A 25557-nucleotide genomic window follows, 5' to 3' on the forward strand; every position below is an offset into this window, starting at 1 on the left:
TTTGATTGTATTCATATTTCAGTTCTGTCAATAATTTATATCTATCTTTTTAAACGCAAAAAAACACCGCCGAAGCGGTGTTTCTCAATCCCATGGTCAGTGTGCGCCGTGCCCCTCATGAGAGCCATGTCCTCCATGCGCGTGATGTTCTCCATGCCCGCCATGTCCGCAGCCATGCTCGCCATGCTTTCCATGCTGATGGCGATGGCGGCATTTGCCTCCGTCCGCATTCCGGACAAGTGTCCCTGCAAGATGATGCTGAACAACCTCGTCCGCCCGCCCCTTCACGCCGGACACAAGTTCGATGCCCGCCTCGGCAAGTGCCGCCTGTGCGCCTCCGCCAATGCCGCCGCAGATGACGAGATCGACCTGCGCCGCATGGAGGAAGTCGGCAAGCGCACCATGCCCCTCCCCAACGGTATCCGCAAGCTCAGCGCTCTGCACCGCGCCGTCCGCAACATCGTAAAATTTGAACTGCTTGGCTCTGCCAAAATGCTGTTCAACTGTCTCATCTGTATAGGGTACTGCAATTCTCATAACATCTTCTCCTTTGTCCTGAATCCCGAGTTCCATCGAATGCTCGATCCGATATGCACCGCCCGCAATGCGGATGCGCTTCCCACAGACAAGCGCGTCCGCAATCTTGAAGCGTGCCGCCTCATAGATACTCGTCACCGTCGCACGGGACACGCCCATCGCGGCGGCACATTCTTCCTGCGTCTGCCGCCGGTAGTCGATCCGTCGAATCGTCTCGAACTCGTCCAGCTGGAGAACAACCGTCTCCGCTATCTCTTCCTCCGCATCCTCCGGCGCAAAACTCCAAAAATCTGGATAGCCGCAGATACGGCGGCATCTCTTTGGTCGCGGCATAGTTCCTCCTTTTCTGTCATATGACAGTTATCATCTTAGCAAAGTTTTCAGCATATGTCAATTATGTTTTTCTTGTGCTTGACAAGTATGATAGAATAGAAAATAGAAGTGAAAGTTTATTGTATTTTGGGAGGTAATGGTTATGAAAAAGATGATTGCAGGGCTCTTTGCGGGGCTCATCCTCGCCACAGGCGCACAGGTACTCGCCGATGGCTGGGAAGGTGGGGTGCAGCGTCAGAACACGGCGTACTGCTATGGCGGCAATGCAGGTTACTGCTACGACGGTGACTCCGCACAGACATCACGCGATGCGAGCGCAAATCAGAGACGCGGCTACTGTGGCTGTGGACGCGCTGTGGAGTGATCGAGTGGGTCTGCTTGGAGGATATCATCTTCCAAGCAGACCCACTCTTTATTGTGGCAGGATATCTACATCCAATGACGAATCATAATAACAGCGAATATTTTTACAAATAAATGGGAGGATAATCCATCATGAGTACGGCGATTACAAATGACTTTGAGACGCGTCACTATCGTCTCGCTGACGTGGCAAAGACGGGGGACGTCGCCACGCGCACGCCGATCTACAGTACAGAGTCGACGAGCGGTGTGGTCTGGGTGCTAAAGCCGGGACAGGAAATCAAGCCGCACGGGCACGCCAAGGCGGATGATATCTGGATCTGCATACAGGGTGAGGGCGTATTCTATCCCACGCCCAATGAGGAGCGCCCCATCACAAAGGGCGATGTCATCGTCTCGGCGAAGGGCATGTGTCACGGCATGAAGAACACGGGCACGGAGGACTTCATCTTCGTCGGCATCCTTGCGCCCGTCCCGGCGGATTATTTCCCCATTGAGGGGTGAGCCACAGACGTAAGTGGAGGCAAGGAAAATGCCCGCACAATCACATCGTCCAAATACAAAAGCAGCCCCTCCACCAAAGCCGCTTGCATGGTGGAAAAAGCTGCTGATCGCCGTGTTTGGCACATACATCGCGGCAAACCTCTTCGGCATCCTCATCCCCGATGTCAGTGCCGCAGGGATATTGCCACACACGGACGACAACAGTCGCACGGACGAAGTGCCACCACAGACGGACGAATATCCCGATGATACATGGGACTATCCTGCGGAAGATCGGTACAAGGATGAGGATATCTATGCGCATGAGGATGATCTGCCGCCCGCAGAGGATCTCTATGACGATTGGGACGACTGGAACGAGGGCTACGACGACGATCATTTCAGCTGAAGCGGGCGACGGTACGAATGTATAACGCATACCATCGCTCTACATATTGTTAGTATATTTCCCGCCGATGCCCGATGGCAAGTGCAAGGATGACAAGACGATCATCCTCAATGGCACAGATCAGGCGATAGTCGCCGATGCGGTAACGCCACTGCCCCTTTCGGTTCGCCGTGAGTGACTTGCCAAATGCACGCGGATTCTCGCAGTGGATAAGATTTTTCGTAATCCAGCCACGAAGGATACGCTGTGTATAGCGATCCAGCTTCTTAAAATCCCGATCAAACGAGGCAGTTGTCTGTACTTCGTACATCTTCAAGATCTAGTTCCTTCCACAACTCCTCAATCGGCTTTGCCTGCTTGCCGTCTTTTAGATACTCCGCATACGCCTCCTCGGCAAGCGCGATATCGTACTCATCCTCGATCTTTTCAAAGAGTGCCCGCTTGAATGCCTCGCCGAGGGAGATCGCATGCAGCTTCGCATAGCTCTCCGCGAGGGCCTTCTCTGTGTCTGTCAGTCGAATCGAAAAACTCATTGTGATCCCTCCTTTGTTAGCTACAATGTACTACACGTAATTCACTTTGTCAAATACATTTAATATGTAAGCATAAATCCCGATAATGCTATTAGAAGGAATTGTATTCCACGGATTGGAGATGGTACTATGCGTATCGGAGAGAATGCAGGCAAGCTTCCGTTCCTGCATGGGGACAGTTCTGCTGCGGCAAAACCGTCCGAGCAGAAGAAAAGCACGGTGACGGATATCCTGAGCCGCGCGGTCGAGGTCTATATCAGCGCGAAGGGGAGATCGCTGAATGAAAGTGCTGATATGGAGGAGGATCTGACCCCTGCAGAGCTGGCACTTGCCGCAAACGAAAAAGAGATTGCGGACAAGAAGGCAAAGAAGGCACAGGCGGCGGAGATCGAGAAGCGCATTCAAACGGATGAGGGTCTCACGGACGAGGACAAGGCGAAGCTGCAGAAGCAGGCGAACGATCTGAAACGCGCGGGCATGACCGACGAGGACAAGCTGAGCGAGCTGCATGGCAAGGTGGATGCGCTTGAGAAACTCGTGACGGATGGCTTTGTGACGGATGATGAAATCAGCAAACAGCGATCCCTCTACCACCGTCAGATCAGTTTCTTGAAAGGCTCAATGGCGGCAAAGGACGAGCACATCCGAAAGCTGCGCGGCCAGGCACTGCAGGAACGTGCCGACCGCGATGCAGAACTCATGAAGGCACAGGAGAAGGAACGCGCGGTACTTGCGGCAGCGCAGCCGGATGATCTGACCGCACTTGCCGCACTCAGGGAGTATCAAAAGACCGCCGCTGCAAAGAAACACGCAGACCGCAGCACAGTCGTCGTCCCGACCAATAAGAGTACAAGCGATACATAGGAAGCACTGCACGCAAACGGCGGCAGCCCGCGAGGAAAACCTCACGGACTGCCGCCGTTTTAATCGTTCAGATCAGTGCCGCCGGCTCGTACTCCTCGGGCAGGATACGGCGGAGGAAGCGGCGCGTGCGCTCCTCGCGCGGCGCGGTGAAGATCTCCTTCGCGCTGCCCTCCTCGACGATGACGCCGTCCGACATAAAGACGACATGGGTCGCGACCTCCTGTGCGAACTTCATCTCGTGGGTGACGACGATCATGGTCGTCCCCTCCTCGGCGAGTGTCTTCATAACCTGCAGAACCTCGCCCACGAGTTCGGGATCGAGTGCCGAGGTGGGCTCATCGAAAAGGATGACATCGGGTTTTGCCGCAATCGCGCGCGCAATCCCGACACGCTGCTGCTGTCCGCCCGAGAGCTGCGCGGGATAGTAGTCTGCACGCGTCTCCATACCGACGCGTCGCAGCGACTCCATTGCGATTTCGTGTGCCGCGCCCGTCGCGATGCCGCGCCCGACGGTCAGCCCGAGCGTCACATTCTCAAGCGCGGTCTTGTTCGCAAAGAGGTTGTAGTTCTGAAAGACGAATGCCGTCTTTTTCCGCACGTCTGCAATTTCACGGTCACTCGCCTCCGCAAGGGAGAGCTGCATCCCGTGAAAGTCCATCGTGCCGCCGTCGGCGCGTTCGAGGAAGTTGAGGCAACGCAGGAAGGTGGTCTTTCCCGAGCCGCTGGGTCCCAGGATAACAACGACATCCCCCTTGTTCACCGCCAGGCTGACATCCTTCAGCACCTCGGTCTGCTCAAAATTTTTGCGTACATTCTGAACCGCGAATAACATACTCCACCTCCTAGAGACTTCGGAACGCTCCGACACGCCGTTCTGCCGCTGCAAAGAGCAGCTGAACGATGGTGCAGAGCACGAGATAGACGATGAACACATCGAGATACGCCTCGATGTAGTTATAGCCATAGGATGCGGCGATCTTGCCGACCGCCATGATGTCCTTGACCGTCATGAGGAATGCAAGCGACGTGCCCTTGATGAGATTGACCGTGATATTGCAGATGCTTGGCAGTGCCACGACAAGCGCCTGCGGTATGATGACATGCAGATAGGTCTGAAATGTGCTCAACCCGCTCGCAAGTCCCGCTTCAAGCTGTCCCTTCGGGATCGCAAGCAGCGCCGCACGAAATGCCTCGGTGAGGAGGGCAATCGTATTCAGCGTAAAGATCAAGACCGCGTAATAAAACGGATCGACTGCCTCAAATACGTTGATTGCCAGCCCCAAATCCTTCACTGCGGCATTGACAAGGCTCGGCAGAAGGCTGTAGAGCAGGAGAATCTGCAGGATCAGCGGCGTACCGCGTACAAAGGAGACATAAAAGCGCGCGATTGCCCCGCCGACGCGCCGTCCGCGCACGCGCAGGACGGCAAAGTAGAACGCCGCGGGTGCGGCGAGTACGAGAGAAAGCGCCGTCAGTGCAAGCGTCACGCCCGCGCCCTGCCACACGAGCAGGAAGGTTTCCTGCATAAAGTCAAGATCCAACTCCAACGGTGTCCCCTCCTCTCCCTGTCGCTTCCTTCGTATCTGCGGCGCGCAGACTTGTACCGACATCAAGGTGCTTTTCCACCGCAGCAAAGACCTGCTCCAACAGGAGCACGAGCACCCAGTAGATGAGCAGCGCGGCGAGGTAGACCTCAATCCCGTATGCGCCGAAATTCTGTGCGATGATGAGATTGCCCTTGCCGATCATATCGATCAGTCCGATGGTATAGGCGAGAGAACCTTCCTTCAGCAGATTGATCGTCGCATTGCCGAAGTTCGGCAGCGCCACGAGTGCCGCCTGTCCCAGGAGCACGTGCCGGAATGCCTGAAACGGCGTCAGCCCCGCACTCACCGCCGCCTCGTACTGCCCGCGCGGAACGGCTGTGTACGCCGCGCGGAATACCTCCGAGATATACGCGCCGAAGAGCAGTGTAAATGTAATGATGGCGAAGACCGCACGGTGCAGGTCATTCATGTCGTACCGAAATGCCGCCTCCATGAGCTTCGGCAAGCCATAGAATACAATGAACAGCAGGACGATCGACGGTGTACAGCGCATGACATACACATACGTGAGTGCCGCCCATCGGAGCAGCGCGTTGCCGCCGAGATTCGCCCATGCAAGAAGGCCCCCAAGAAGAGACCCGAGTGCGATGCTGACGAGTGCCACGAGGAGGGTCACATCGAGATACGCAAGAAGATCGGGCAGCACCTGCGCGATCATTCCTATGTCAAATGCCCGTGTTTCCATCCCGTGTGGCTCCTTTCATCAGTTCAGGTATGCCGACAGGCTCTCCCCGAAATATTTCTGCTCAAGCTCCGCAATCTTGCCCTCGGCACGCAGCTCCTCGATCGCCTTGTCATATTCATCCGCAAAAGCCTGTTCCTTCTTGTTGAAGATCGGATAGGTCGGAATCCCCTTGTAGCGGATGTACGTCAGCTTGTCGCTGAACGCATGATAGGGCGCATCCGCCTTCTCGATGTTGTTCTTGTAGCTCAGCTCGACCTCAAGATAGCCGTCGTAACGCCCCTCCATGACCCAGCTGTATGCGTCCGCATTCTGGAAGGACTCGGACGAGGTCAGCTTGATCTGGTTGTCTGGGTTCTCTTTATTGTAGGAATCGATGACCATATAGCGCGCATCCTGCGGCGCAATCGGGACGAGCTTGCCGCTGAACTTCGCAAAGGACGGCAGATCCTTGATCTCATGCGCCGTATCCTTGCGGATTGCAAGGCCGATCACGCTCGCGCCGATGTTGTTCTTCGGGAACACATACTTCTTCTTGCGTGCTTCTGTAATCCAGATCCCTTTTGTACCCACATTGTACTTGCCGGACTCGACACCGATCAGGAGATCGTCATCTGAGGTCGGTACAAACTTGAATTCATACTGCGGCAGCTTCTTCGCGACTTCCTTCATCACGGCGACCTCAAAGCCGTCCGACTCGCCCTGCTCGTTCACGTAGTCATACGGCACATAGTAGTTCGTGTGCGCGACCGTGATGGTCTTCTTGCCGTCTGCGGACTTCGCTCCGTCTGCGCTGTCCTTCCCGCAGCCCGTGAGCCCTGCTGCGAGTGCCGCCGCGAGGAGACCCGTGAGTGCTGCCTTGCCGATTTTCTTGAGGTTCATGTCATTCTCTCCTTTTAGCGTGCGCCTGCCGCGCCGCGAACCCAGTCAAAATGCTTCCAATCAATGTCACGCGGAACGGTGCAGTCCGCCCCGAGCAGGACACCCATGCGTCCCGCCGCCGCGAGGATACGCTCGGTCTCCGCCTCGATCTCTGCACGCGTGCCGCGATAGAGTATGTCCTCGGGCAGATTGCCGAATCCTCCAAGCAGCGCATGCTGCGGGAAAATCCTGCGCCCCTCCGCAAGAGATACCCCCTCGACCACCGCCGCCCAGTTGATCGTCTTGGCATCGTAGTCCCTGTACCAGTCGAGTTCGTTGCGGTGCCCTGCATAGCCGCATATATGGAGGATATTGTAGGGACTCGCTGCGTTCGCGACGCGCAGGATCTCCTTTTCGCCCGGCGCGAACACCTCCTCATAGATCGCACGATCCGCCCCCTCGCCAACGAGGTTCTGCAGGCTGAAGTAGATGCCCGTCACGCCCGCCTCCGTAATGACGCGGTGCGCGAGTTTCGCCAGATCCGCCGAGATCACATCGAACGCCGCCTTGACCGCCGCCTTATCCTCACGCACAAGCTGTGCGAGGAATGCCTCATCCTCGGCAAGCGTGCCCGGCTGCATGAACTTGATCGTCGTGCCCGCGCAGAAGAGATTGTAGAATGTCGCGATGTCGCTGCCGTAACGCCGTGTAATCTCCTTTGCATACGCGACCTGCCGCGTAAAGAAGGGGTGATCGTCGGGAAGCGGCTGCACCTTTGCAAGCTCCGCAGCCGTACGTGCCTTCTGTACGACGGGGTTCGGATAGGAGAAGAAGCCGTCCGTCATGATCTTCACGAAGTCGGGCTGTGCCTCCTCGATGTAGCGAATCTCACCGTCCAGTACCTTCTGCTCCAGCTCCGGATGCGTGTAGGCGTCCGCATGGATCTCATCGTCGAGGAAGTGAAACCAGAAGCCTGCGGGTACGCGCTCCACTGTTTTGCGATCCATCGCATTCAGTACCAGTTCTTTTTTTGCTGTTGCCATGTCATACTCCGTTCTCAAAACATTGTTTGTTTATATGTTTTATTTGATCGTGTGCATATCATACACAGAAATAACATTCTTGTCAAGTATGTTTTATATATTTTCTTGTTGACATGGAATGGAACGGGCGCGTATAATGGAAACCACAGAAAGAATGTATTTGATGGAGGATATACTTATGAAGGATTTCTCTGCCGAGGTGCATGGCTGTCACGCGTATGATGCGACGGGAGCACTCACCACGCCCGTCTATTTGTCCGCAACGTTCCGCCATCCCGCGTTTCGTGAGAGCACGGGCTACGACTACGGGCGCGTCGCCAATCCGACGCGCTGTCATTTCGAGCGCGCGATTGCCCTTCTCGAAGGAGGCGGGCGTGCATGGGCGCTCTCCTCCGGCATGGCGGCGGTCAACCTCGTCTTTGCGCTCTGCAGGGCGGGCGATCACGTCCTCCTGCCCGAGGATCTCTACGGCGGCACTGTGCGCCTTGCCAACGACATCTACAGCCGTTACGGCATCGACTTTGAGTACATCGACATGCGCGACACGGCACTCGTTCGGGCAAGAATTCGAAAAGAGACAAAACTTGTCTTCATTGAAACGCCCTCGAACCCCATGATGTTCGTCACCGACATCCGCGCGCTCGCAGAGATCGCACACGCACATGACGCTCTCCTCGCTGTAGATAATACCTTCCTCTCACCGCATTTCCAAAAGCCGCTTAAGCTCGGTGCGGACATTGTCCTAGAGAGCGGCACAAAGTATCTCTGCGGTCACAACGACGTGATCTGCGGTACGCTCACAGTGCAGGATGCGGACTCCGATCTCGCGAAGGAAATCGAGCTGCTCGTCAAATCCGAGGGGCCAAACCTCTCTCCGATGGACTCGTGGCTCATGCTGCGCAGCCTAAAGACCCTCGGCGTGCGCGTCGAGCGTCAGGCGGAGAGTGCGCTCACCATTGCCCAGTGGCTGCGCACACTGCCCGAAGTCACAGAGGTCTACTATGTGGGGCTCCCCGATCACCCGCAGTACGCACTCCATCAGGCTCAGAGTACGGGCTGCGGCGGCATGATCTCATTTAAGGTGAAAACGCCTGCCATCGCGCAGAACGTCCTTGCCCACCTGAACCTCATCGCGTTTGCTGAGAGTCTCGGCGGCGTCGAGAGCCTCCTCACCTACCCCATTGTGCAGACGCACGCGGAGATGCCGAAGGATCTCATTGAACGCACGGGACTCGACGACCGGCTTCTGCGCCTCTCCGTCGGACTTGAGGACGTGGACGATCTGAAGGAGGATCTGGAACAGGCACTCAAGAAGGCTGCTCAGGAAGGATAATAAATATGCCCATCAATTTTGACGAAATCATCGACCGCAGGAATACCTCCTGTCTAAAACACGACTTTGCCGTCGAGCGCGGCTATCCCGCGGATATCCTGCCGTTCTGGGTCGCGGACATGGACTTTCGTACCCCTGCCCCCGTCATTGACGCGCTGAAAGTACGCGCAGAGCACGGCATCTTCGGCTATACACAGGTGAAGAACGACTACTTCGCCGTCCTTCAGAACTGGTTCCGCACGCGCCATGACTGGACGGTTGAGCGGCGCGAGCTCATCCTCACGCCCGGCGTTGTCTTTGCGATTGCGACCGCCATCCGTGCCTTTACGAAAGTGGGAGACGCAGTACTCATTCAGCAGCCCGTCTACTACCCCTTTGCAAATATGATTCGACAGAATGAGCGTGTGATCGTCGACAATCCCCTGCGTCTGATCGAGGGGCGCTATGAAATCGACTTTGCGGACTTCGAGCAGAAGATCATCGAGCATCGTGTAAAACTCTTCATCCTGTGCAGCCCGCACAATCCCGTCGGACGTGTCTGGACACGTGCGGAACTTGAACAGCTTGCCGCCGTCTGTCTGCGCCACAACGTCATCGTCGTCGCGGACGAGATTCACGAGGAGTTCGTCCGCCCGGGCTTCCGTCACATCCCGTTTGCCTCGCTCTCAGAGGAGGAGGCGGCGACCACCATCACCTGCACCTCACCGAGCAAGACCTTCAACCTCGCGGGACTGCAGATCTCCAACATCTTCATCCGAAATGCGCAGCTGCGCCGCCGCTTCAAGGAGGAACTGAGCCGCACGGGCTACGATGAGCCGAACACACTGGGGCTTACAGGTGCAAAGGCAGCCTACGAGCACGGCGCAGAGTGGCTCGCGCAGCTGCTCGCCTACATCGAAGAGAATCACGCACGTACCAAGAGTTTCCTCGCAGCACATCTGCCGAAGGTACAGATCATCGAACCCGAGGGAACCTATCTCCTCTGGCTCGACTTCCGCGCCTACGGGCTCTCGGATGAGGCACTCAATGAGAAGATCATCCACGAGGCGCATCTCTGGCTCGACGACGGCCCCATCTTCGGCGTGGGCGGCAGCGGCTTCCAACGCATCAACATCGCATGTCCGTGGAGCACACTGGAAAACGGACTCGAACATCTCGCAAAGGCATTCCGCTGAACAAAAAAGCTGCTCTGATACGTATTTAACGCATCAGAGCAGCTTTTTCGATAACTGTATGTCAAGTTTTATTGTTCTTCTTTAAAGTACTGCCATGCATCCATGACGTCGAGAAAAGTGCCGTCAAAGCCTGCATCGATGATTTTATCGAGATAGGCATCCGGACTGCCGTAGAGAATTTCCTTCCACTCCTTCGTCCAGTAGCGTGCCTTATAGCTGCCCGGCCACTCGGGGTTCGGCTCCGCGATCCAGTGCGGGCTCTCGGCATTCCATTCTTCCCGCCAGTAGGGGCGGTAGTCCGCGGCCTCGCCGACACTCATATAGGAGAGCAGGATACGGCGTCCGCCGTTCGCCTTGCGCTTCAACCGCATCGTCTCTTCCTTCGAGAGCGGACGATCCCCGTAATAGAGATCGACTATGAGGAGGTCATAGTTCGTCTCAGAGAGTGCCTTAATGTACGATTCCCGAGTCTTGTAGTGCTCAGGGTTGAGCAGAACGAGGAAGTTTTTTGCCTGCCTCAGCTGCGTGACATCGTTTGTATTTTCGTTCATCGGGCGACGATCCGGAATTACATCGAGGGCTGTATCCCCTCCATCGGAGACATAGCCCGCCGCAGCCCCCATCTCCTGCACGGTGTGTATTTTTTTCCCCTTCACATAGTCGAGGGTAAAGACCTGCCGCTCTGCGCGCAGCGCTTTTTCGAGCATAGCGGTGAGAAATTCATCCGTCGCTCGATTGTTGCGCCTTGCCTCCGCCCCGTTCTCCGTACGGCCGTCGTAGAAGCGGGACTCCATAAAGAAGCCGTCCAGCACACGGATAAGCCGTGCAACATTCTCTTCCGCATTGTCCTCCGTCACTTCAAGCAATCCCACCGCTCCATTGCCAATGAGCAGGAAGTCCGGCTTTCTTTCGCGCACATAGCTGCCGATCTCTGCCGCGAGATCAACCATCTCCGTCTCCGGTGCAGATATTTTTGCGTCGCCTTCCGCTGCGGAAAAATGACACAGCCCAAAGCCAATGACAACTGTGAGAAACAATTTGGGAATCGACACCATAGAACACTCCTGACGCAAAAAGGCCGCCGCAGAGCAACAAAACGCTCAATAGGCAGCCTTGTGCAGATTACGAAAGCTGATAATCAGCACCGTCACCTTGACGGTCTTCATTTTATCAGCGGTTCCTTACTTATCCTGGAACAGATCCGTCGAGAGGTAGCGGTCACCGCCATCGGGAAGCAGGACGACGATGGTCTTGCCTGCAAAATCCGGACGGCGTGCAAGCTCTGCTGCCGCAGCAAGCGCTGCGCCCGAGGAAATTCCAACGAGTGCCCCCTCGCGGCGTGCGAACTCCCTGCCGTAGGCAAAGGCCTCCTCGTTCTTCACCTGAATCACTTCATCGTAGACCTGCGTATCAAGGGTCGTTGGAATGAAGCCTGCGCCGATGCCCTGAATCTTGTGCGGTCCCGGCTTGCCGCCCGAGAGGACAGGCGAGTCAACCGGCTCGACGGCGACGACGTGAATGGAGGGATTTTTGCTCTTGAGATAACGTCCGACCCCCGAGACCGTTCCGCCCGTGCCGACACCGGCAATGAACGCATCCACCTTGCCGTCCGTATCCGCCCAGATCTCTGGTCCCGTCGTACGCTCATGTGCGGAAGGATTCGCGGCATTCTCGAACTGTGAGGGGATAAAAGAGTTCGGAATATCCTTCTGCAGCTGCTCGGCACGCGCAATCGCCCCCTTCATTCCCTGCGCGCCCTCCGTCAGCACGATCTCCGCGCCGTACGCCTTGAGCAGATTGCGCCGCTCGACACTCATCGTCTCCGGCATCGTGAGAATGGCGTGGTAGCCGCGCGCTGCCGCAACAGCAGCAATGCCAATGCCCGTATTGCCGCTCGTCGGCTCGATCAGCGTCGCCCCCGGCGCAATCTTGCCGTCCTTCTCCGCCTGTTCGATCATCGCAATCGCAATGCGATCCTTCACCGAGCCGGCAGGATTGAAATACTCAAGCTTCGCGACAATGTTTGCCGGAAGGTCATGCGCCTTTGCAAACCTCTTTGCCGCAAGCAGCGGTGTATGTCCGATCAGTTCCGTTACCGACTGATAGATATTTGCCATGATCCATTCTCCTTTAATAATCCTATCCACAAAGTAAACATATCTAAAAAGTATGTTTATATATTACTCGTTTTCACAGGAGATGTCAATAGCGGCAAGAAAAAAATGCAGCACGAATGGAAATTCATGCTACACCCTCCTACGTCGGTTCAAAGTAGACCTTGATGTGCGTGCCCTGCTCGACAATCGTGTTCACACTCAGGCTCTGTCTAACGGCCGCGCCTGTGCCCTCGCTCTCAAAGAAGAGTCCGCGCAGCTCCGCCATACGTGCCGCCTCACGGATCGAAAGCCCCGTGAAGTCCGGCACGATTGCCTTGCCCTCGGGCGGCACAGCGACGGCCTCCATGCGCTTCTCCTCCATGCGTTTTTCCTCCGCCGAACGGCTTGCAGACGACTCGTCAGCCGCACCCTTCGTAAACGGATTGCTCGACGGCTCGACGTGCGCATAGCGCAGCAGCTGGGCAAAGATGCGCGAGGCGACGGGCGCGGCGATCTGTCCGCCGTAGAAATTGCCGCCGCGCGGATCGTCGATCATGACGAGCACGGTAAAGATTGGATCCTCCACAGGCGCAAAGCCGCAGAACGATGCGATGTAGCGCCCCTCCATATAGCCCGAGGTATCGAGGCGGATCTTCTGCGCTGTTCCCGTTTTGCCCGCGATGCGGTAGCCGCGTACCCCTGCCTTCGCTCCGCCGCCCGTTGCGACAACCTGTTCGAGGAGTCCGATCAGCGTACGATTGACCGTCTTCTGCAGTGTCTCGCGGATCTCCTGCGGCTTGCGCTCCTCATAGATGGAGCCGTCCGGATTCTTGATCTCGCGCACAATATGCGGACGCATCAGCGTCCCGCCATTCGCGATCGCAGACATCGCCGTCACAAGCTGCAGCGGTGTCACGGCGATGCTCTGTCCGATTGCCGTGGTCGCAATATCCGAGTCTCGCATATCCTCTGCTTTGAAGAGGATTCCCTCCTCCTCGCCCGGCAGGTCAATGCCCGTCCGTTCACCGAAGCCGAACAGCCGCGTGTAGTGCATGAGTTTTTCTGCACCAAGAGAGAGTCCGACCTGTGCAAACCCCGTGTTGAGCGAGTTCTTTACAATATCGGTAAAAGTCACGGCACCATAACTCTCGTTGCTCCAGTTCTGGATGCGGCGCCCCGAGACCATGACGTAGCCGGGGTCGAAGAACACCTGATTCGGTGTGACAATGCCCTCCTGCAGTGCCGCCCCCGCAACAACCGCCTTGAACGTCGAGCCCGGCTCATAGATAAAGGCGACGGCGCGGTTTTTCCAGTTCTCCTGCGGGTACTCCCAGAAGCGGTTCGGATTGTACGAGGGGCGCGATGCCATTGCGAGAATCTCCCCCGTCTTCGGATCCATGACAATCGCCGTGATCGAGGATGGGTTGTTCTCCGCCATCGCACGGTCGATCTCCTGCTCCACCATGAACTGAATTGTGCTGTCAATCGTCAGCACGGCGGTCTTGCAGTAATCGCCGCGGTATGTGCGCCGCCCAAAGAAGATGGAGTCGAGAATCGGGCGTCGCTGTCCGTCGACCGTCAGCCGCTCCTCACGCACCTCGCCCTTGAGCAGGGGATCAAGGGCCTGCTCCACTCCGTCCAGCCCCTCGTCGTCTGTGCCGACAAAGCCGAGCACATTCGCCGCAAGTGCATCATTTGGATAGTATCGCTTCGCCTCGTTCTGGAAGCCGAGACAGTCACTGTATCCCTTCTCGCGGATCACGGTGCGCACCGCATCATACTCACTGTGCTCAAGCCGGCGCTTGACCCAGACAAATCCACCGCCGACGGCGATATCATCGAGAATCTCCTGCTCCGTGAGCCCTAGAACCGGTGCTATATTGGCAGCGATCTCCGCAGGGTCGTGTGACTCATAGACATGATTGGGATCGATAAAGAGAGATCTCGTCATGCTGCTAATGGCGAGTTCCTTGCCATTGCGGTCAAGAATTGCGCCGCGCAGGGACTGAATGCGGAACTCATAGCCACTCTGGTCACGCATACGCTGTGCAAGTGCGTCGCCCTGAACGATCTGCAGATAGGCATAACGAAAGGTCAGCACAATGAGCATGACAAACATCAAAAGCGCGACCCGCGCAATGCGCCCCTGCACCGTCGTCCGAACATTTTTCATTGGTTCCTGCCCCCTGCTCTGAACACTCTCGTGTCATCATACCATAAACGCACATGAAAAAAAAGTCGCTGCAATGCTCTGCATTGCAGCGACTGATCATACAGCCAAGAGAATCAATGATGGTCTTCCTTCTCGGCCTGCTCGATTTCCTCGCGCGTGACAACGCCCTGCGCGATGAGTTCGTTCACCCATGCGCCGTGGTGATGCGCGGCATAGGACGCCTTGATCGTGCCGTCCTTCATGCCGTGCAGGGAGTCGGGATTGACCCCTGCTGCGAGGTAGATGTGCCCGAGTGCGGCGGCAAAGCAGACTGCTGCTCCGATGCTGTGCACGGGGATCGCAAGTGACGTGATCGTTGCCGGCAGGATGCTGTCACCCATCCAGAGGATGATGCCAGTGACGACGATGACGACCGACAGCGCAAGCTGCAGGGCGATGTTCATTTTCTCACCGCCGTTGTAGAAGCCCTGCGGAGGCATGTGGGGATCCTTTCCCATCAGCTCGATGGGGAACTTCTGCATGAACTCCATATCTCTCTTGCCGAAGCTGAAGATCTCCTTAATCATGATGATGTAGCCCTTGCGTGCGATAATGAAGCCGATGATCGGGGTCATGATGAACATGACGCCAAAGACGCGGTGCGCATACATGAGGGTCTTATCACCAAAGATGTTGTACATGAAGCGGAAGGTATCCGTATACAGCGGCAGAGCCGTGACGAACAGCATGAAGAATGCAAATGCGTTGAGCCAGTGACAGACGGCAAATGCCTTCTCATGGCGCGGCACATATTTTTTGTTGATCAGCATGGTGCTCACCCCTTCTCCTGTTCCTTCGCCGCACTCTTGGCGCTCGATTTAACCATCTTACTGAGCACCATGGCGCCGACGATGCCGGCGGCAGCACCGCCGATGGCGAGTTTTGTAAAGGTACGACCTGCCTTCCAGAGATCGATCGAGAGCGGCGTAACGGGGTTCGCCGGCAGTCCGAACACCTCGGGCTTGTCGGGCAGGACGTAGATCATGTGCGTTCCGCCGACGCCCTCGGGACAGTAGATGTTTGCGTTCGGATGGTTCGGCTGGATCATCGCGAGGCGCTCCGCTGCGAGCTGCTTCATCTCCTCGATCGTGCCGAACTCCAGCGCATGTGCCGTGCAGGTTTTGGAGCACGAAGGCTGCATAATTTCGCCAGTCGTCTCGTAGCCATGCGCAATGCGGTCATAGCAAAGATCGCATTTGTACGACTTATGGCGTACCTCGTCGATCTTTGGAATATGCCACGGGCAGTTGTGCTCGCAATAGTGACAGCCGACGCATTTATCCTGATTGATGACGACGGTGCCGTTCGGATTGCGATCAATAGCGTTCTCGGGACAGCCCTTCGCGCAGGCGGGATCGCCGCAGTGGAAGCAGTTCTTCTTGAAGAAGTCCCAGTGGAACTTCCCCTTGTCATCGACGCGCTCCTTCATTTCGATGAGCGTATAGACGCGTGAGCTGAGATCCCTGTGCGACTGGTACTGCCCTTCGAACGGCGTATCCATATCGGGCGGCAGATCGTGCCACTGTTTGCATGCCACCATACAGCCGCGGCATGCAGTGCAGCGCGACATATCATGCAGCATTGCGATTTCCTGTGTCATGACGCTTACTCCTCTCCTTATCCTAATAGCCGTTTATTCCAGTATCGGGTTGCCCTTTTTATGAAGCCCCTTCTCCTCGGCGAGGAGATCGAGATGAACGCTCGCCCAGTCCTGCCGATAGATCGCGTCGGCATCGCTGCCATTCGCTGGTCCGCGGTATGTCTTGATATAGCTGTCACACACGTCACAGATATCCAGACGCATAAGATCGCTGTCCGTCGGTTCAAGTGTGTGCATCTTCTCCAGATTCGTGTTGCCGCAGTAGACACAGCCGACACGGGCATAGAGCCAGCGCGTGCCGCAACCGCCGCAGATGAGGTCGCGTGTGCGCCCCTCGCGGTACTTGCGCAGTTCCGCAAGTACCGGCCGCCGCCCGCAGACGGGGCAGTAGTTCTCGCGGAAACGCGGTCGGTCACGGTCTGGATTCCACCCGTCCGGCTCCTTGAGCTCTGCGGGTACGAGCGCTGCAACCATGCGCCAGATTGTGCTGCGGATAAAGCCCTCGTTGAGCGCGTGCTGTTCACACAGCGCTGCAAACGCCGCCTTGTCCTGCCTGAGCACAGCGATGATAAACTCTTCCTTTGCCGCCTTGCGCAGCTTCTTCAGCACGGCGAGATACTCGCGTGCCGATTCCTGCATGAGCGGCGGAACCTCCGCCTCGGCAATGCGTGTGAACACATCTTCCTGCATGAGAGAAACGGCGCGCACCATGCGACTCTTGTAGGTTTCCTGCTGCAGAATGGGCAGTTTTTCCGTCAGCGTCTTCGTGACGGCGCGCTCCGGCAACTGGATCGGCTCCGGCGTGCCGACCGCCTCATCGACGAGACGATATATGCGCTCCGCCTCTGCGAGAAACGGATACTTCTTGAGGAAGCTCTTCATCGGATCTGTTTTCTTAGGTTTCATAAAAGGGGTCTCCCCGTCTTTTCAGACGTTACTCTTTTGCTGTGCTTCGCTGCGGCTCGTCCTCGGCGGACATGCCGCAGAGGACGTTACAGCTTTTCGACGTTCGCGAGGCAGGCCTTGAACTCCTGCTCCTGCACGTTCGGGTCGAGTGCGTCGATGGTGAGGTAGTTGCCCGAGGGTCCCTTCGAGAGGCCCTTGAAGCCCCAGTTGTATGGAATCCAGAGCATATACGTCAGCACACCATTGATCTCGAGCGGCTGTGCGCGCTTCGTGACCATCGCCTTTACATCGAGGCTCGCACGTGCCGTACTGACGCGAACGAGCTCGCCGTTGCGGATGCCGAGTTTCACAGCAAGCTGCTCCGGCATTTCGATGAACGGTTCCTTGACCAGCTCGTTGAGGTACGGAATGTTGCGCGTGATCGTCCCCGAGCACCAGTGCTCTGTCAGACTTGAGGAGCAGAGGACGTACGGATACTCGTCGGGCGTGCCGATCTTCTGGTACTCCGGCATGCGCGGATAGATGACGCAGGGGTTGAACTCGGTCTTCTGTCCCTCGTTCATCATATTCTTCGTCGGGCTTTCGACCGGCTCATAGAATTCGGGCAGGGGACCGTCCACCGGCGTATAAGAGTGGTCGCGCGTCATGCCGTTCTCCACATCGCTGTACTCAGCGGCAAAGAGACGTGCAATGCCCTCGGCGTTCATGCGGAACGGCTTCTGTCCGCCGGGCGTATTCGGCCCCTGCGTGCGGTCGGCAACGTCGGGAACGTCATAGCCGTCCCACATCCCCTTTGCCTCATCCCACCAGACGAGCTTCTGTCCTGGACGTACCGGCTTGCCGTTCTCGTCGCAGGAGGCACGGTTGTAGAGCATGTGGATGTTGTCCGGCCAGACCCATGCGTAGTTCGGGTAGATGCCCATGCCGCCGCGATCCTCCTGACCGCGCCGCTTTGTCATATTGACACCGTCACCGAACACACCCGTGAAGATCCACATCCCCGCCATCGTCGTGCCGTCATCCTTGATTTCACGGATACCGCGTAGAAGGTGACCGTCCGTCAGATCGTAGCCGTTGCACTCCTTCATGAGGTTCTCGACGTATGCCTCTCCGTTTGCCTCAGGGTCGCCGTAGTTCCATGTGAGCAGCTTGATCGGGTTGTCCTTCGGTGCGGTCGAGTCCTTGTAGAGTTCCACGATGCGCTTCCAGAGCCTGTCGCAGATCCAGTAGTCGGGACGCGAGTCATTGACGGGATCCGGTCCCTTCATGCGCCACTGGAGCATGCGCATGGAGTTCGTCAACGAGCCGCAGCGCTCGAGGTAGGAGGCTGCCGGCAGGAAGATGACCTCGGTCTTGATATCCGCCGGATTGTCACCGGGGCGCTCCCAGAACGCCGCCGTCTCGTTAATGAAGACATCCTGCACGATGAGCGAATCGAGCCCTTTGAGCCCCGCATTGATCAGGGTGAGGTTCGCATTCGTCATCTGCGGGTTCTGTCCGCAGACGTAGATGCACTTCATGATGCCCTCGACCGCTTTTTCAAACATGATATACATGGAGTCGTTGTGCGTGCCGTTGCGGATCGGCAGCAGGTTGAACAGGTAATCGTTTGACGCATTCGCCGCATCGCCGAACCATGCCTTGAGGAGGTTCTTGACGAACTTCGCACGGAACGTGCCGCTGCTCTGCGTCCACTTTGCGAGCGTATTGGTCTTGTGCGTCGGATAGGAAAGATACGAGGGCAGGTACTGGAACATGATGCCGTAGTCCGTCGAGGACTGGACGTTCGGCTGCCCGCGCATCGCGTCAATGCCGCCGCCCGAGACACCGATGTTGCCCATCAGCAGCTGGATGATCGTAAAGCAGCGGATGTTCTCCACACCGATCGTGTGCTGCGTCATACCGAGTGCGTACATCATGACGGTCGGCGAATGCGAGGAGAAGATCTCCGCCGCCTTCTTGATGTCCGCCACGGGCATCCCCGTGATCGCCGACGCCTTCTCGAATGTGTAGCGCGAGAAATGGCGTGCGAGGTGATCCATGACCGTCCCCTCTGCCGCCATCGACGATGCCTTCATCGGCTTGCCGTTTGCATCGAGCTTGTAGCCCCACGATTCCCTGTTGTACGTGCGCGTCTTTTCATCGTAGCCGGAGAAGATGCCCGCATCGAAATCAAAGTCGTCGCGCAGGAGGCAGAAAGCGTTCGTATTGCGGCGCAGATAGTCGGCATCGTATTTCTTGTTCTGAATAATATAATTGATAAGTGCTCCGAGGAATGCGATATCTGTGCCGGGACGAAGCTGGAAGAAATGATCCGCGACGCGCGAGGTACGGGTGTAGCGCACGTCGACATGGACGATGATGGCTCCGTTGTCCTTTGCCTCCATAACGTTCTTCATCGCCATCGGATGGCACTCCGCCATGTTCGAGCCTTCGATCCAGATCAGCTTCGCGTGCTTGAGGTTGTACCACGAGCCGGTCATTGCACCGCGCCCGAATGCGCCGCTGAGCGCCGGTGGGGTCGTCGCATGGCAGACGCGCGTCTGGTTGTCGATGAATACGACACCGAGCGCGCGCGCCATCTTGATCAGCTGGTAGCACTCCTCGTTGTTGACCTGCGAGCCGCCGATAAAGCCGATGGCATCCGTACGGTTGCTCATGAACTTCTGACCATTGACCTCATCTTCGCCGATCCAGTTCTCGTCACGCGCCTTCTTCATAGCGCGCGCCGCGCGGTCGATCGCCTCCTCCCAGCTGATCTCCTCCCAGTGGTCACTGCCGGGCGCACGGTACATCGGGCTCTTCGGTCGCTCCGTCGAGTTCGGAATGTACCCGTAGCCAACCCCCTTCGGGCACAGACCGCCGCGATTGACGGGGGCATCCGCCGCACCTTCGAGGTTGATCAGCTTGCCGTCCTTGACGTAGCCGATCGTGCCACAGCCGCAGCCGCAGAAGTGGCAGACGGAGGTAAATTCGCGACCGCCCGTCAGCTTGTACTCTTTCGCCGCTGCACGGGCTTTGCCGACGTCCAGACCGAGACTTGCAAGTGCCAGCCCGACGCCGCTTAGCCCGGTGGCTTTCAAAAAGTCACGTCTGCTAAGGTTCATCGTGATTCTCCTTTCATATCGGCGGAACCCCGCCGACAGGCTCTCCTAAACCTTATGAATAACATCTTTTATTTATGAAAAACGGGGAAAGCCCCTGTTTTCACCTAAAGTACAATGCGCTCGGGGTTCGCGTATACACAGAACGAACCAGGCGCCATACGCGCGCACAGCGTAATGCCGAGTTTGCGTGCAACATCGAGCGAGAGCGTGGTCGGTACGGACTTCGCCGCGACCGCCCCGATGCCCATGCGCCCGAGCTTCAGCATCATCTCCGAGGAGCAGCGCCCGCTGAAGACGATGATTTTATCGGTAATCTCCACGTGATTCTTGAGCGCCCAGCCATAGAGCTTGTCAAAGACGTTATGGCGGCCGACATCTTCACGGAAGACGAGGATTTTCTTGTTCTCCTGATCGTAAATGACCCCGCTGTGTACGCCGTTCGTCGTGTCGTGCGTCTTGGAGAGGTGCGCGAGCAGCTCATCCGCCGTCGCGAGAATGTCCGAGGCATGGAAGCGCACGTCGCGCGGTCGCTCGAAGATCTCCTCGGGGCGCAGCTTCAAAATTTTGCGTGCTGAGAAGTAGCGGGGATTCTTGACGGCTTCCTCCGCCCAACGCTGCGCGTCCTCCGTTGTTTTGACCGCGGCGCGGAGGTGCTCCGCATCCACCGTCAGCTCCGTGATGTCGTCATAGGTGCGGATGCGGCCCATCTGGGCGAGCATCCCGATGACAAGATCCTCGAAGTCAACGGGCGAACAGAACGCCGTGGTGAAGTTCTCCCCGTTGAGGTCGATGTCGAAGTAGACCTCCTCGGAGGTATATTTATGATCGGGGACGAATGCTTTCTCCGCCGATACATAGCGGGTTACGGGTACATCGATAAAGTCACTGCGCTGAATTTCCATTTCCATGCCCATTTCTTTTCATAGGTGCTGTGTGATGCCCTAAGCGAACTCTAGTGAAGCAAGCGGGAAAAGTGCACGTTCTGACCCCTGCGGATTTTATTCGTTCAAGCGAAGGGCGTTTGGAATCCGCAGGTATTTAGGCAGATAAGTACACGACCGTTTGCGCAACTAAGTGTTCGCGCTGGGTTCACGCAGCAAGGTCTTACATTGTCAAAAACATCTCGCCGTCCGCGCCGTAAAGCGGCCGTCCCATCAGGAAGAGCGCAAGGCGCACGGCGGTATCCATATCGTCGAGATCAAACGTCAGGACATCCGAATCAATGGTACGTCCCTTTGCAAAATATGCAACAATACGTTCGTCAATTTCGGGCATCCCCAATCCACGGTCGAGCATAAACGTAGGAAGTACGCCGCGTGAGCGGCTTTCCGTAATATATAAGTCTAAACTATTCCCGTCCATTTGTGCGATAAGATTCTGAAAATCCTGTCGCGTCTTCGTTTTTTGCTGAATAAAATATCCGTCGGGAGAACTTACGGCAACCGCTTCCGCACCCGCCGCCGAGAAACGCGCTGTATCCTTGCCCTCTGTGTCGAGGGTGAACCCATGGCTGTCGCTCTTGATGACGGCAGTGCGCACACCGCGCGCCGCGAGCAGCGGGATGAGTTTTTCAATAAATGTCGTCTTCCCCGTGCCCGAAGCAGGCGCGGCGACGGAGAGGATGGGCGTTGTCCGCTGCTCGTTCGCAAGCCGCCCGAGAGCAAGCCGATAGGCAGCGGGCGTATTCACATTGAAGAACAGCCCCGCATCCACCGTAAGCGGCACTTCACATACGGCAAGCTCCCTGAGGATGATGCCGAGCTTGCGGTCACCGCGTGCAATCGCCGTACTGAACGCCGCGCCCGCATCCCGTCGATAGAGAGCGGCAAGCGGCTGCCAATACCCGCTAAGCGTCGGCAGAATGACCTGCGTGTCACCATTCGCATACGGCAGGAGCGTCCGCACGAGTTCAAAATCATAGAAGGGCATATCTGCCGAGAGGACGAGCGCCCACTCCGTCTTCGCTGCCGCAAGACCTGCGGCAATCGCCGCCGCAGGTCCCTGCGCAGAGATTTCGTCCGTAACAAGATACGCGCCGTGTTCCTCTGCGAGTGCCGTGAGATCACTGCGCTCCCCCTCCGCCGCAAGCACGATGGAGGAAAAGCCCACCATGCGCCCCTTGCGAAGCGTACGTGCGAGCAGCGCCTCGCCATCCAGCGGCAGGAATCGCTTGTCCCGCCCCATGCGCGTACTCTTGCCGCCCGCCGCAACGATGAGCGTCAGATCGGCGGGACTCATCGCGCACACTCACCCGTATCGCCGCGCAGGATCTCAATGCCGTGCTGCAGCTGCGGCAGGATAAAGCCTAGGCACTCACGCACCGCCTTCTCGCTGCCCGGCAGGTTGACGATCAGTGAGCGCTTCCGAATGCCCGCCGCCGCACGCGTGAGCATCGCACGCGGCGTCACCTGCATGGAGAGTGCCCGCATCGCCTCGGGGATGCCCGGCGTCTCACGCTCGATCACCTCACGCGTCGCCTCAGGGGTCACATCGCGCACGGAGAACCCGGTGCCGCCGGTGGTGAGGATCAGCCCAACGCCGCGCTGTGCCCAAAGCGTCATCTCACGCTTCAGCTCCTCCTTTTCATCGGGGACGATGTTAAAGCCCGCGACATGATAACCTGCCGCGGTCAGCATCTCGCGGATCGCCGCACCGCTCGCATCCTCGCGCTCACCGCGTGCGCCCTTGTCGCTCGCCGTGATGACGGCGGCATCAAGCGGAATCTTCTCCGTCGTGATCTCCATTTTGTCCCCGACCGTCACCCACCCACCGTGGAGCACGCGTGCAAAGACGCCCTCGCGCGGCATGATGCAGTCGCCAACCTGATGGAAAATCTGGCAGTGGCTGTGGCACTCCTTGCCGATCTGCGTGATCTCAAGGAAGACATCCCCGACGCGCAGGCGTGTCCCGATGGGCAGCTCCTTGAAACGAAACCCATCGGCAACAACATTCTCGCCGAATGCGCCAAAGTCCACATCCGCACCACGCGCACGGAAGTCGTCAATCTCGCCAAGCCCGAGGAGGCTCACCTGTCGGTGCCAGTCGCCCGCATGGGCATCGCCGTCGATGCCGAACTCCGTCATGAAGAAGACGCGATCCAACGCGTGCTTTTGCGTTCCGCGCTTCTCACTGATGCAGAGCGCCCGAATCTCTCCCATATTAACCCCCTACCTGATACATGGCGCGATGATCGCGCGTCTCCGCGTCCATCTCAAAATAATGTTCCTCGGGTTTCTGCCAGACAGCGTGTGCGATTGCGACCGCCAGCTGTTCATCCGTCGCCCCGCCGCGCAGCAGTGCGCGGGTATCCAGCCCTGCGTTGCTGTAGAGGCAGAGCTTCAAGAACCCCTCAGCCGTCAGGCGCACGCGGTTGCACGTATCGCAGAATTTATGCTCCATTGCGTCGATAAAGCCGAGTGCTCCGCGAAATCCGGCGGGTCGCACATAGGCAGCCGGTCCCACGGGGACAGCATTTCCATGCGTTGCCTCGCCCACGGGGAGCAGCGCACCGAACGCCGCTTTCAGCCTTGCCCGCACCTCGTCCATCGGAACCCCCTGATAGCCCTCCGTGCGCGCACACCCAATCGGCATGAGCTCGATGAAGCGCATCTTTACGGAATAGTCCCGCGCAAGCGCCGCGAGCACGGTGATCTCATCATCGTTGACGCCCGCGATCGGCACGCAGTTCATCTTGACATCAAGCCGGTTCTCCTCGGTCAGCCGTGTGAGCGACTCCATGACCGCACCGAAGGACGGACGGCGCGTAATGGACAAGAATCTGCCTCCATCGAGCGTATCGAGGCTGAGGTTCACCGCATCCAGCCCCGCATCCAGAAGCTCATCCAGCATCTCACCGAGCAGGACGCCGTTCGTCGTGATGGCGACCGTCTCGATGCCCTTGATTTGCTTCAACCCGCGCACAAGATGTACGATGTCACGCCGCACGAGCGGCTCGCCGCCCGTCAGGCGCACCTTGCGGATCCCCATGCCCGCGAGTGCGCGCACATTGCGCAGGATCTCCTCATAGGAAAGGATGTCCGCGTGGCGCAGCTTCTTCACACCGTGTGCCGGCATGCAGTAGCGACACCGCAGATTGCAGCAGTCCGTCACCGAAATGCGCAGATATTCAATTTTCCTCTGAAACTGATCCTGCATAATGACCTTCTATCTAAAATTAAAGGATTACGACCTCTACCTCTGTCCCTGCCGCCAGCGGCTTCGTCCCCGCCGGCACATCCACGAACGCATCGCAGCCCGCCGCTGAAAAGAGCGAGCCGGACTCATGCTGATCGGGCAGCGAGACGCGCCCATCCGCATCGATATGTGCACGCAGAAAGCGCCGCCCGAGACACTCCTTCGGAAACGCATCTGCGAGCACGACACGCCGCCGCGAAAGAGTAACCTCCGCCTCTCCCGCGAGGTGCGCAAGTGCCGCACGCGCCATCAGCTCGAACGTCGCGTAGGCGGCGAACGGATTGCCCGAGAGCGCAATCCCAAGCATCTTTCCGTGTGTATAGGCAATCGCGGGCGCACCCGGCTTCATGCAGACGCGCCAGAAGAGCCGCTCCGCGCCGAGCGCGGGCACAACACCGTGCATGATATCCTTCTTGCCCACGGACACGCCGCCCGAGGTCAGGAAGAGATCTACCTTGTCCGCATAGGATGCAATCACCGCTGCTGCATTTTCCACATCATCGGGCACCGAGCCGACAACGGTCACCTCCGCACCGAGTTCCTTCAGTCGTCCTGCAAGCAAGTAGAGATTGCTGTTGTAGATCTTGCCGGGACGCAGCGGCTCACCCGGCTGGAGCAGCTCATCTCCGGTGCTCGCCACCGCGACGCGCACGCGTCGATAAACGAGCACATCACCATAGCCCTCGCTCGCAAGCACCGCAAGGTGCGCCGCATGGATGCGCTGTCCCCGACGGATAAGCACAGTGCCCTTCTTGATATCTTCGCCCGCATAGCAGTAATTCTCGTACGGCTCAGACGTAAACGGAACGTGAATCCGATCCCCGTCCTCGCGCACATCCTCCTGCCGCACCACGCAGTCACAGCCCTTCGGAATCGCGCCGCCCGTCATGATGCGGACGCACTCGCCCGCACCAACCTGCCCTGCGAAGAAATCACCTGCGCACTCCTCGCCGATGAGGCGCAGCGTGGCGGGATTCTCCGCCGAAGCACCGCGCGTACTTGCCGCAGCAAACGTATAGCCGTCGAGCGGTGAGCGGTCGAACGGCGGGTTGTCAAAACCCGCGCACACATCCTCCGCCGCGACACGCCCCATAGCATCGAGCAGGGGAACGTGCTCCGTTTCGCTGACCGGCTGCGTATGGGCAAGCAATACCTCAACTGCCTGCTCAAGTTCGATGTCCTGCATGGTTCCCCTCCTGACGTTCCTATAGCTATCTTT

Annotated in this window: 26 protein-coding genes; 6 read left to right on the top strand and 20 right to left on the bottom strand. The window is 57.7% G+C overall.

Annotated elements, in window-relative coordinates:
* Nucleotides 1–96: 96 nt before the first annotated feature.
* Nucleotides 97–870, bottom strand: a complete 774-nt coding sequence (locus tag C8273_RS09425; RefSeq protein WP_106627467.1) for a DUF134 domain-containing protein — start codon at nt 868–870, stop codon at nt 97–99.
* 142 nt (nt 871–1012) lie between these two features.
* Here C8273_RS09425 and C8273_RS09430 point away from each other — a divergent pair, with 142 nt between their 5' ends.
* The 3 genes from C8273_RS09430 to C8273_RS09440 all read left to right on the top strand — a co-directional run bounded on the left by C8273_RS09430 (nt 1013) and on the right by C8273_RS09440 (nt 2125).
* A complete protein-coding gene (locus tag C8273_RS09430) occupies nt 1013–1234 on the top strand; it encodes a hypothetical protein (RefSeq protein ID WP_106627468.1) in 222 nt (73 codons plus the stop codon).
* 131 nt (nt 1235–1365) lie between these two features.
* Nucleotides 1366–1737 (top strand): cupin domain-containing protein, encoded by a 372-nt coding sequence (locus C8273_RS09435; RefSeq protein WP_106627469.1) that lies wholly within the window; start codon nt 1366–1368, stop codon nt 1735–1737.
* Nucleotides 1738–1765: 28 nt separating this feature from the next.
* On the top strand, nt 1766–2125 hold the full coding sequence (locus C8273_RS09440; protein ID WP_106627470.1) for a hypothetical protein: 360 nt from the start codon (nt 1766–1768) through the stop codon (nt 2123–2125).
* Nucleotides 2126–2174: 49 nt separating this feature from the next.
* Here C8273_RS09440 and C8273_RS09445 read toward each other — a convergent pair whose 3' ends face one another.
* A complete protein-coding gene (locus tag C8273_RS09445; protein WP_106627471.1) occupies nt 2175–2435 on the bottom strand; it encodes a type II toxin-antitoxin system RelE family toxin in 261 nt (86 codons plus the stop codon).
* Entirely contained in the window at nt 2404–2658 is a 255-nt protein-coding gene (gene relB / locus C8273_RS09450; RefSeq protein WP_069179860.1) for a type II toxin-antitoxin system RelB family antitoxin, read from the bottom strand. Before relB ends, C8273_RS09445 begins: the two co-directional genes overlap by 32 nt.
* Before the next feature lie 129 nt (nt 2659–2787).
* Between relB and C8273_RS09455 the strand changes: the two genes are divergently transcribed.
* Nucleotides 2788–3522 (top strand): hypothetical protein, encoded by a 735-nt coding sequence (locus C8273_RS09455; protein WP_106627472.1) that lies wholly within the window; start codon nt 2788–2790, stop codon nt 3520–3522.
* Between the two features lie 67 nt (nt 3523–3589).
* On the opposite strand, the gene C8273_RS09460 is transcribed toward C8273_RS09455, so the two are convergent.
* Genes C8273_RS09460 through C8273_RS09480 form a run of 5 tightly spaced genes read right to left on the bottom strand, consistent with a single transcriptional unit; the run spans nt 3590 to nt 7715 of the window.
* Nucleotides 3590–4354, bottom strand: a complete 765-nt coding sequence (locus C8273_RS09460) for an amino acid ABC transporter ATP-binding protein (RefSeq protein ID WP_106627473.1) — start codon at nt 4352–4354, stop codon at nt 3590–3592.
* Nucleotides 4355–4364: 10 nt separating this feature from the next.
* On the bottom strand, nt 4365–5069 hold the full coding sequence (locus tag C8273_RS09465) for an amino acid ABC transporter permease (RefSeq protein WP_106627474.1): 705 nt from the start codon (nt 5067–5069) through the stop codon (nt 4365–4367).
* Nucleotides 5053–5814 (bottom strand): amino acid ABC transporter permease, encoded by a 762-nt coding sequence (locus tag C8273_RS09470; RefSeq protein ID WP_106627475.1) that lies wholly within the window; start codon nt 5812–5814, stop codon nt 5053–5055. Before C8273_RS09470 ends, C8273_RS09465 begins: the two co-directional genes overlap by 17 nt.
* Nucleotides 5815–5832: 18 nt before the next feature.
* On the bottom strand, nt 5833–6693 hold the full coding sequence (locus tag C8273_RS09475) for a transporter substrate-binding domain-containing protein (protein WP_106627476.1): 861 nt from the start codon (nt 6691–6693) through the stop codon (nt 5833–5835).
* 14 nt (nt 6694–6707) lie between these two features.
* On the bottom strand, nt 6708–7715 hold the full coding sequence (locus tag C8273_RS09480) for a uroporphyrinogen decarboxylase family protein (protein ID WP_106627477.1): 1008 nt from the start codon (nt 7713–7715) through the stop codon (nt 6708–6710).
* Between the two features lie 178 nt (nt 7716–7893).
* Here C8273_RS09480 and C8273_RS09485 point away from each other — a divergent pair, with 178 nt between their 5' ends.
* Nucleotides 7894–9048: a trans-sulfuration enzyme family protein gene (locus C8273_RS09485; protein WP_106627478.1), complete on the top strand. Its 1155-nt coding sequence runs from the start codon at nt 7894–7896 to the stop codon at nt 9046–9048.
* 5 nt (nt 9049–9053) lie between these two features.
* Nucleotides 9054–10223, top strand: coding sequence for a MalY/PatB family protein (locus C8273_RS09490; protein WP_106627479.1), 1170 nt, complete (start codon nt 9054–9056; stop codon nt 10221–10223).
* Nucleotides 10224–10291: 68 nt separating this feature from the next.
* Here the strand turns inward: C8273_RS09490 and C8273_RS09495 are convergent, their stop codons facing one another.
* The 12 genes from C8273_RS09495 to C8273_RS09550 all read right to left on the bottom strand — a co-directional run bounded on the left by C8273_RS09495 (nt 10292) and on the right by C8273_RS09550 (nt 25524).
* Nucleotides 10292–11278, bottom strand: a complete 987-nt coding sequence (locus C8273_RS09495) for an endo alpha-1,4 polygalactosaminidase (protein WP_106627480.1) — start codon at nt 11276–11278, stop codon at nt 10292–10294.
* Between the two features lie 126 nt (nt 11279–11404).
* Nucleotides 11405–12340 carry a cysteine synthase A gene (cysK, locus tag C8273_RS09500; protein WP_106627481.1) on the bottom strand — a complete coding sequence of 312 codons (936 nt, stop codon included), beginning with the start codon at nt 12338–12340 and terminating at the stop codon, nt 11405–11407.
* A 139-nt stretch (nt 12341–12479) separates the two neighbouring features.
* Nucleotides 12480–14492: a penicillin-binding protein gene (locus C8273_RS09505; protein WP_106627482.1), complete on the bottom strand. Its 2013-nt coding sequence runs from the start codon at nt 14490–14492 to the stop codon at nt 12480–12482.
* 113 nt (nt 14493–14605) lie between these two features.
* A complete protein-coding gene (locus C8273_RS09510) occupies nt 14606–15301 on the bottom strand; it encodes a formate dehydrogenase subunit gamma (RefSeq protein ID WP_106627673.1) in 696 nt (231 codons plus the stop codon).
* Between the two features lie 5 nt (nt 15302–15306).
* Nucleotides 15307–16131, bottom strand: coding sequence for a 4Fe-4S dicluster domain-containing protein (locus tag C8273_RS09515; RefSeq protein WP_106627483.1), 825 nt, complete (start codon nt 16129–16131; stop codon nt 15307–15309).
* Between the two features lie 33 nt (nt 16132–16164).
* Nucleotides 16165–17037, bottom strand: coding sequence for a formate dehydrogenase accessory protein FdhE (locus C8273_RS09520; RefSeq protein WP_006307704.1), 873 nt, complete (start codon nt 17035–17037; stop codon nt 16165–16167).
* A gap of 86 nt (nt 17038–17123) precedes the next feature.
* Entirely contained in the window at nt 17124–20144 is a 3021-nt protein-coding gene (gene fdnG, locus C8273_RS09525) for a formate dehydrogenase-N subunit alpha (protein WP_106627484.1), read from the bottom strand.
* A gap of 104 nt (nt 20145–20248) precedes the next feature.
* The gene (gene fdhD, locus C8273_RS09530) at nt 20249–21046 is read right to left on the bottom strand and encodes a formate dehydrogenase accessory sulfurtransferase FdhD (protein ID WP_106627674.1); all 798 of its coding nucleotides are present in this window, start codon (nt 21044–21046) and stop codon (nt 20249–20251) included.
* Between the two features lie 202 nt (nt 21047–21248).
* Nucleotides 21249–22382, bottom strand: a complete 1134-nt coding sequence (mobB, locus tag C8273_RS09535; protein ID WP_106627485.1) for a molybdopterin-guanine dinucleotide biosynthesis protein B — start codon at nt 22380–22382, stop codon at nt 21249–21251.
* On the bottom strand, nt 22379–23302 hold the full coding sequence (locus tag C8273_RS09540; protein ID WP_106627486.1) for an MOSC domain-containing protein: 924 nt from the start codon (nt 23300–23302) through the stop codon (nt 22379–22381). Before C8273_RS09540 ends, mobB begins: the two co-directional genes overlap by 4 nt.
* A 1-nt stretch (nt 23303) precedes the next feature.
* Nucleotides 23304–24299: a GTP 3',8-cyclase MoaA gene (moaA, locus tag C8273_RS09545; RefSeq protein WP_106627487.1), complete on the bottom strand. Its 996-nt coding sequence runs from the start codon at nt 24297–24299 to the stop codon at nt 23304–23306.
* A 19-nt stretch (nt 24300–24318) separates the two neighbouring features.
* Nucleotides 24319–25524, bottom strand: coding sequence for a molybdopterin molybdotransferase MoeA (locus C8273_RS09550; RefSeq protein ID WP_106627488.1), 1206 nt, complete (start codon nt 25522–25524; stop codon nt 24319–24321).
* Between the last annotated feature and the right edge of the window lie 33 nt (nt 25525–25557).

This window comes from Candidatus Centipeda massiliensis (genome assembly GCF_900290285.1).
Classification (GTDB): domain Bacteria; phylum Bacillota; class Negativicutes; order Selenomonadales; family Selenomonadaceae; genus Centipeda; species Centipeda massiliensis.

Coding starts and splice junctions, on each gene's coding strand:
- C8273_RS09470 (WP_106627475.1), bottom strand. CDS start 5,814: ATGGAAACACGGGCATTTGACATAGGAATGATCGCGCAGGTGCTGCCC.
- C8273_RS09430 (WP_106627468.1), top strand. CDS start 1,013: ATGAAAAAGATGATTGCAGGGCTCTTTGCGGGGCTCATCCTCGCCACA.
- C8273_RS09510 (WP_106627673.1), bottom strand. CDS start 15,301: ATGCTGATCAACAAAAAATATGTGCCGCGCCATGAGAAGGCATTTGCC.
- cysK (WP_106627481.1), bottom strand. CDS start 12,340: ATGGCAAATATCTATCAGTCGGTAACGGAACTGATCGGACATACACCG.
- C8273_RS09440 (WP_106627470.1), top strand. CDS start 1,766: ATGCCCGCACAATCACATCGTCCAAATACAAAAGCAGCCCCTCCACCA.
- C8273_RS09515 (WP_106627483.1), bottom strand. CDS start 16,131: ATGACACAGGAAATCGCAATGCTGCATGATATGTCGCGCTGCACTGCA.
- C8273_RS09520 (WP_006307704.1), bottom strand. CDS start 17,037: ATGAAACCTAAGAAAACAGATCCGATGAAGAGCTTCCTCAAGAAGTAT.
- relB (WP_069179860.1), bottom strand. CDS start 2,658: ATGAGTTTTTCGATTCGACTGACAGACACAGAGAAGGCCCTCGCGGAG.
- C8273_RS09540 (WP_106627486.1), bottom strand. CDS start 23,302: ATGGGAGAGATTCGGGCGCTCTGCATCAGTGAGAAGCGCGGAACGCAA.
- C8273_RS09455 (WP_106627472.1), top strand. CDS start 2,788: ATGCGTATCGGAGAGAATGCAGGCAAGCTTCCGTTCCTGCATGGGGAC.
- C8273_RS09460 (WP_106627473.1), bottom strand. CDS start 4,354: ATGTTATTCGCGGTTCAGAATGTACGCAAAAATTTTGAGCAGACCGAG.
- C8273_RS09475 (WP_106627476.1), bottom strand. CDS start 6,693: ATGAACCTCAAGAAAATCGGCAAGGCAGCACTCACGGGTCTCCTCGCG.
- C8273_RS09435 (WP_106627469.1), top strand. CDS start 1,366: ATGAGTACGGCGATTACAAATGACTTTGAGACGCGTCACTATCGTCTC.
- mobB (WP_106627485.1), bottom strand. CDS start 22,382: ATGAGTCCCGCCGATCTGACGCTCATCGTTGCGGCGGGCGGCAAGAGT.
- C8273_RS09495 (WP_106627480.1), bottom strand. CDS start 11,278: ATGGTGTCGATTCCCAAATTGTTTCTCACAGTTGTCATTGGCTTTGGG.
- C8273_RS09480 (WP_106627477.1), bottom strand. CDS start 7,715: ATGGCAACAGCAAAAAAAGAACTGGTACTGAATGCGATGGATCGCAAA.
- C8273_RS09445 (WP_106627471.1), bottom strand. CDS start 2,435: ATGTACGAAGTACAGACAACTGCCTCGTTTGATCGGGATTTTAAGAAG.
- C8273_RS09485 (WP_106627478.1), top strand. CDS start 7,894: ATGAAGGATTTCTCTGCCGAGGTGCATGGCTGTCACGCGTATGATGCG.
- moaA (WP_106627487.1), bottom strand. CDS start 24,299: ATGCAGGATCAGTTTCAGAGGAAAATTGAATATCTGCGCATTTCGGTG.
- C8273_RS09490 (WP_106627479.1), top strand. CDS start 9,054: ATGCCCATCAATTTTGACGAAATCATCGACCGCAGGAATACCTCCTGT.
- C8273_RS09505 (WP_106627482.1), bottom strand. CDS start 14,492: ATGAAAAATGTTCGGACGACGGTGCAGGGGCGCATTGCGCGGGTCGCG.
- C8273_RS09550 (WP_106627488.1), bottom strand. CDS start 25,524: ATGCAGGACATCGAACTTGAGCAGGCAGTTGAGGTATTGCTTGCCCAT.
- fdhD (WP_106627674.1), bottom strand. CDS start 21,046: ATGGAAATTCAGCGCAGTGACTTTATCGATGTACCCGTAACCCGCTAT.
- C8273_RS09425 (WP_106627467.1), bottom strand. CDS start 870: ATGCCGCGACCAAAGAGATGCCGCCGTATCTGCGGCTATCCAGATTTT.
- fdnG (WP_106627484.1), bottom strand. CDS start 20,144: ATGAACCTTAGCAGACGTGACTTTTTGAAAGCCACCGGGCTAAGCGGC.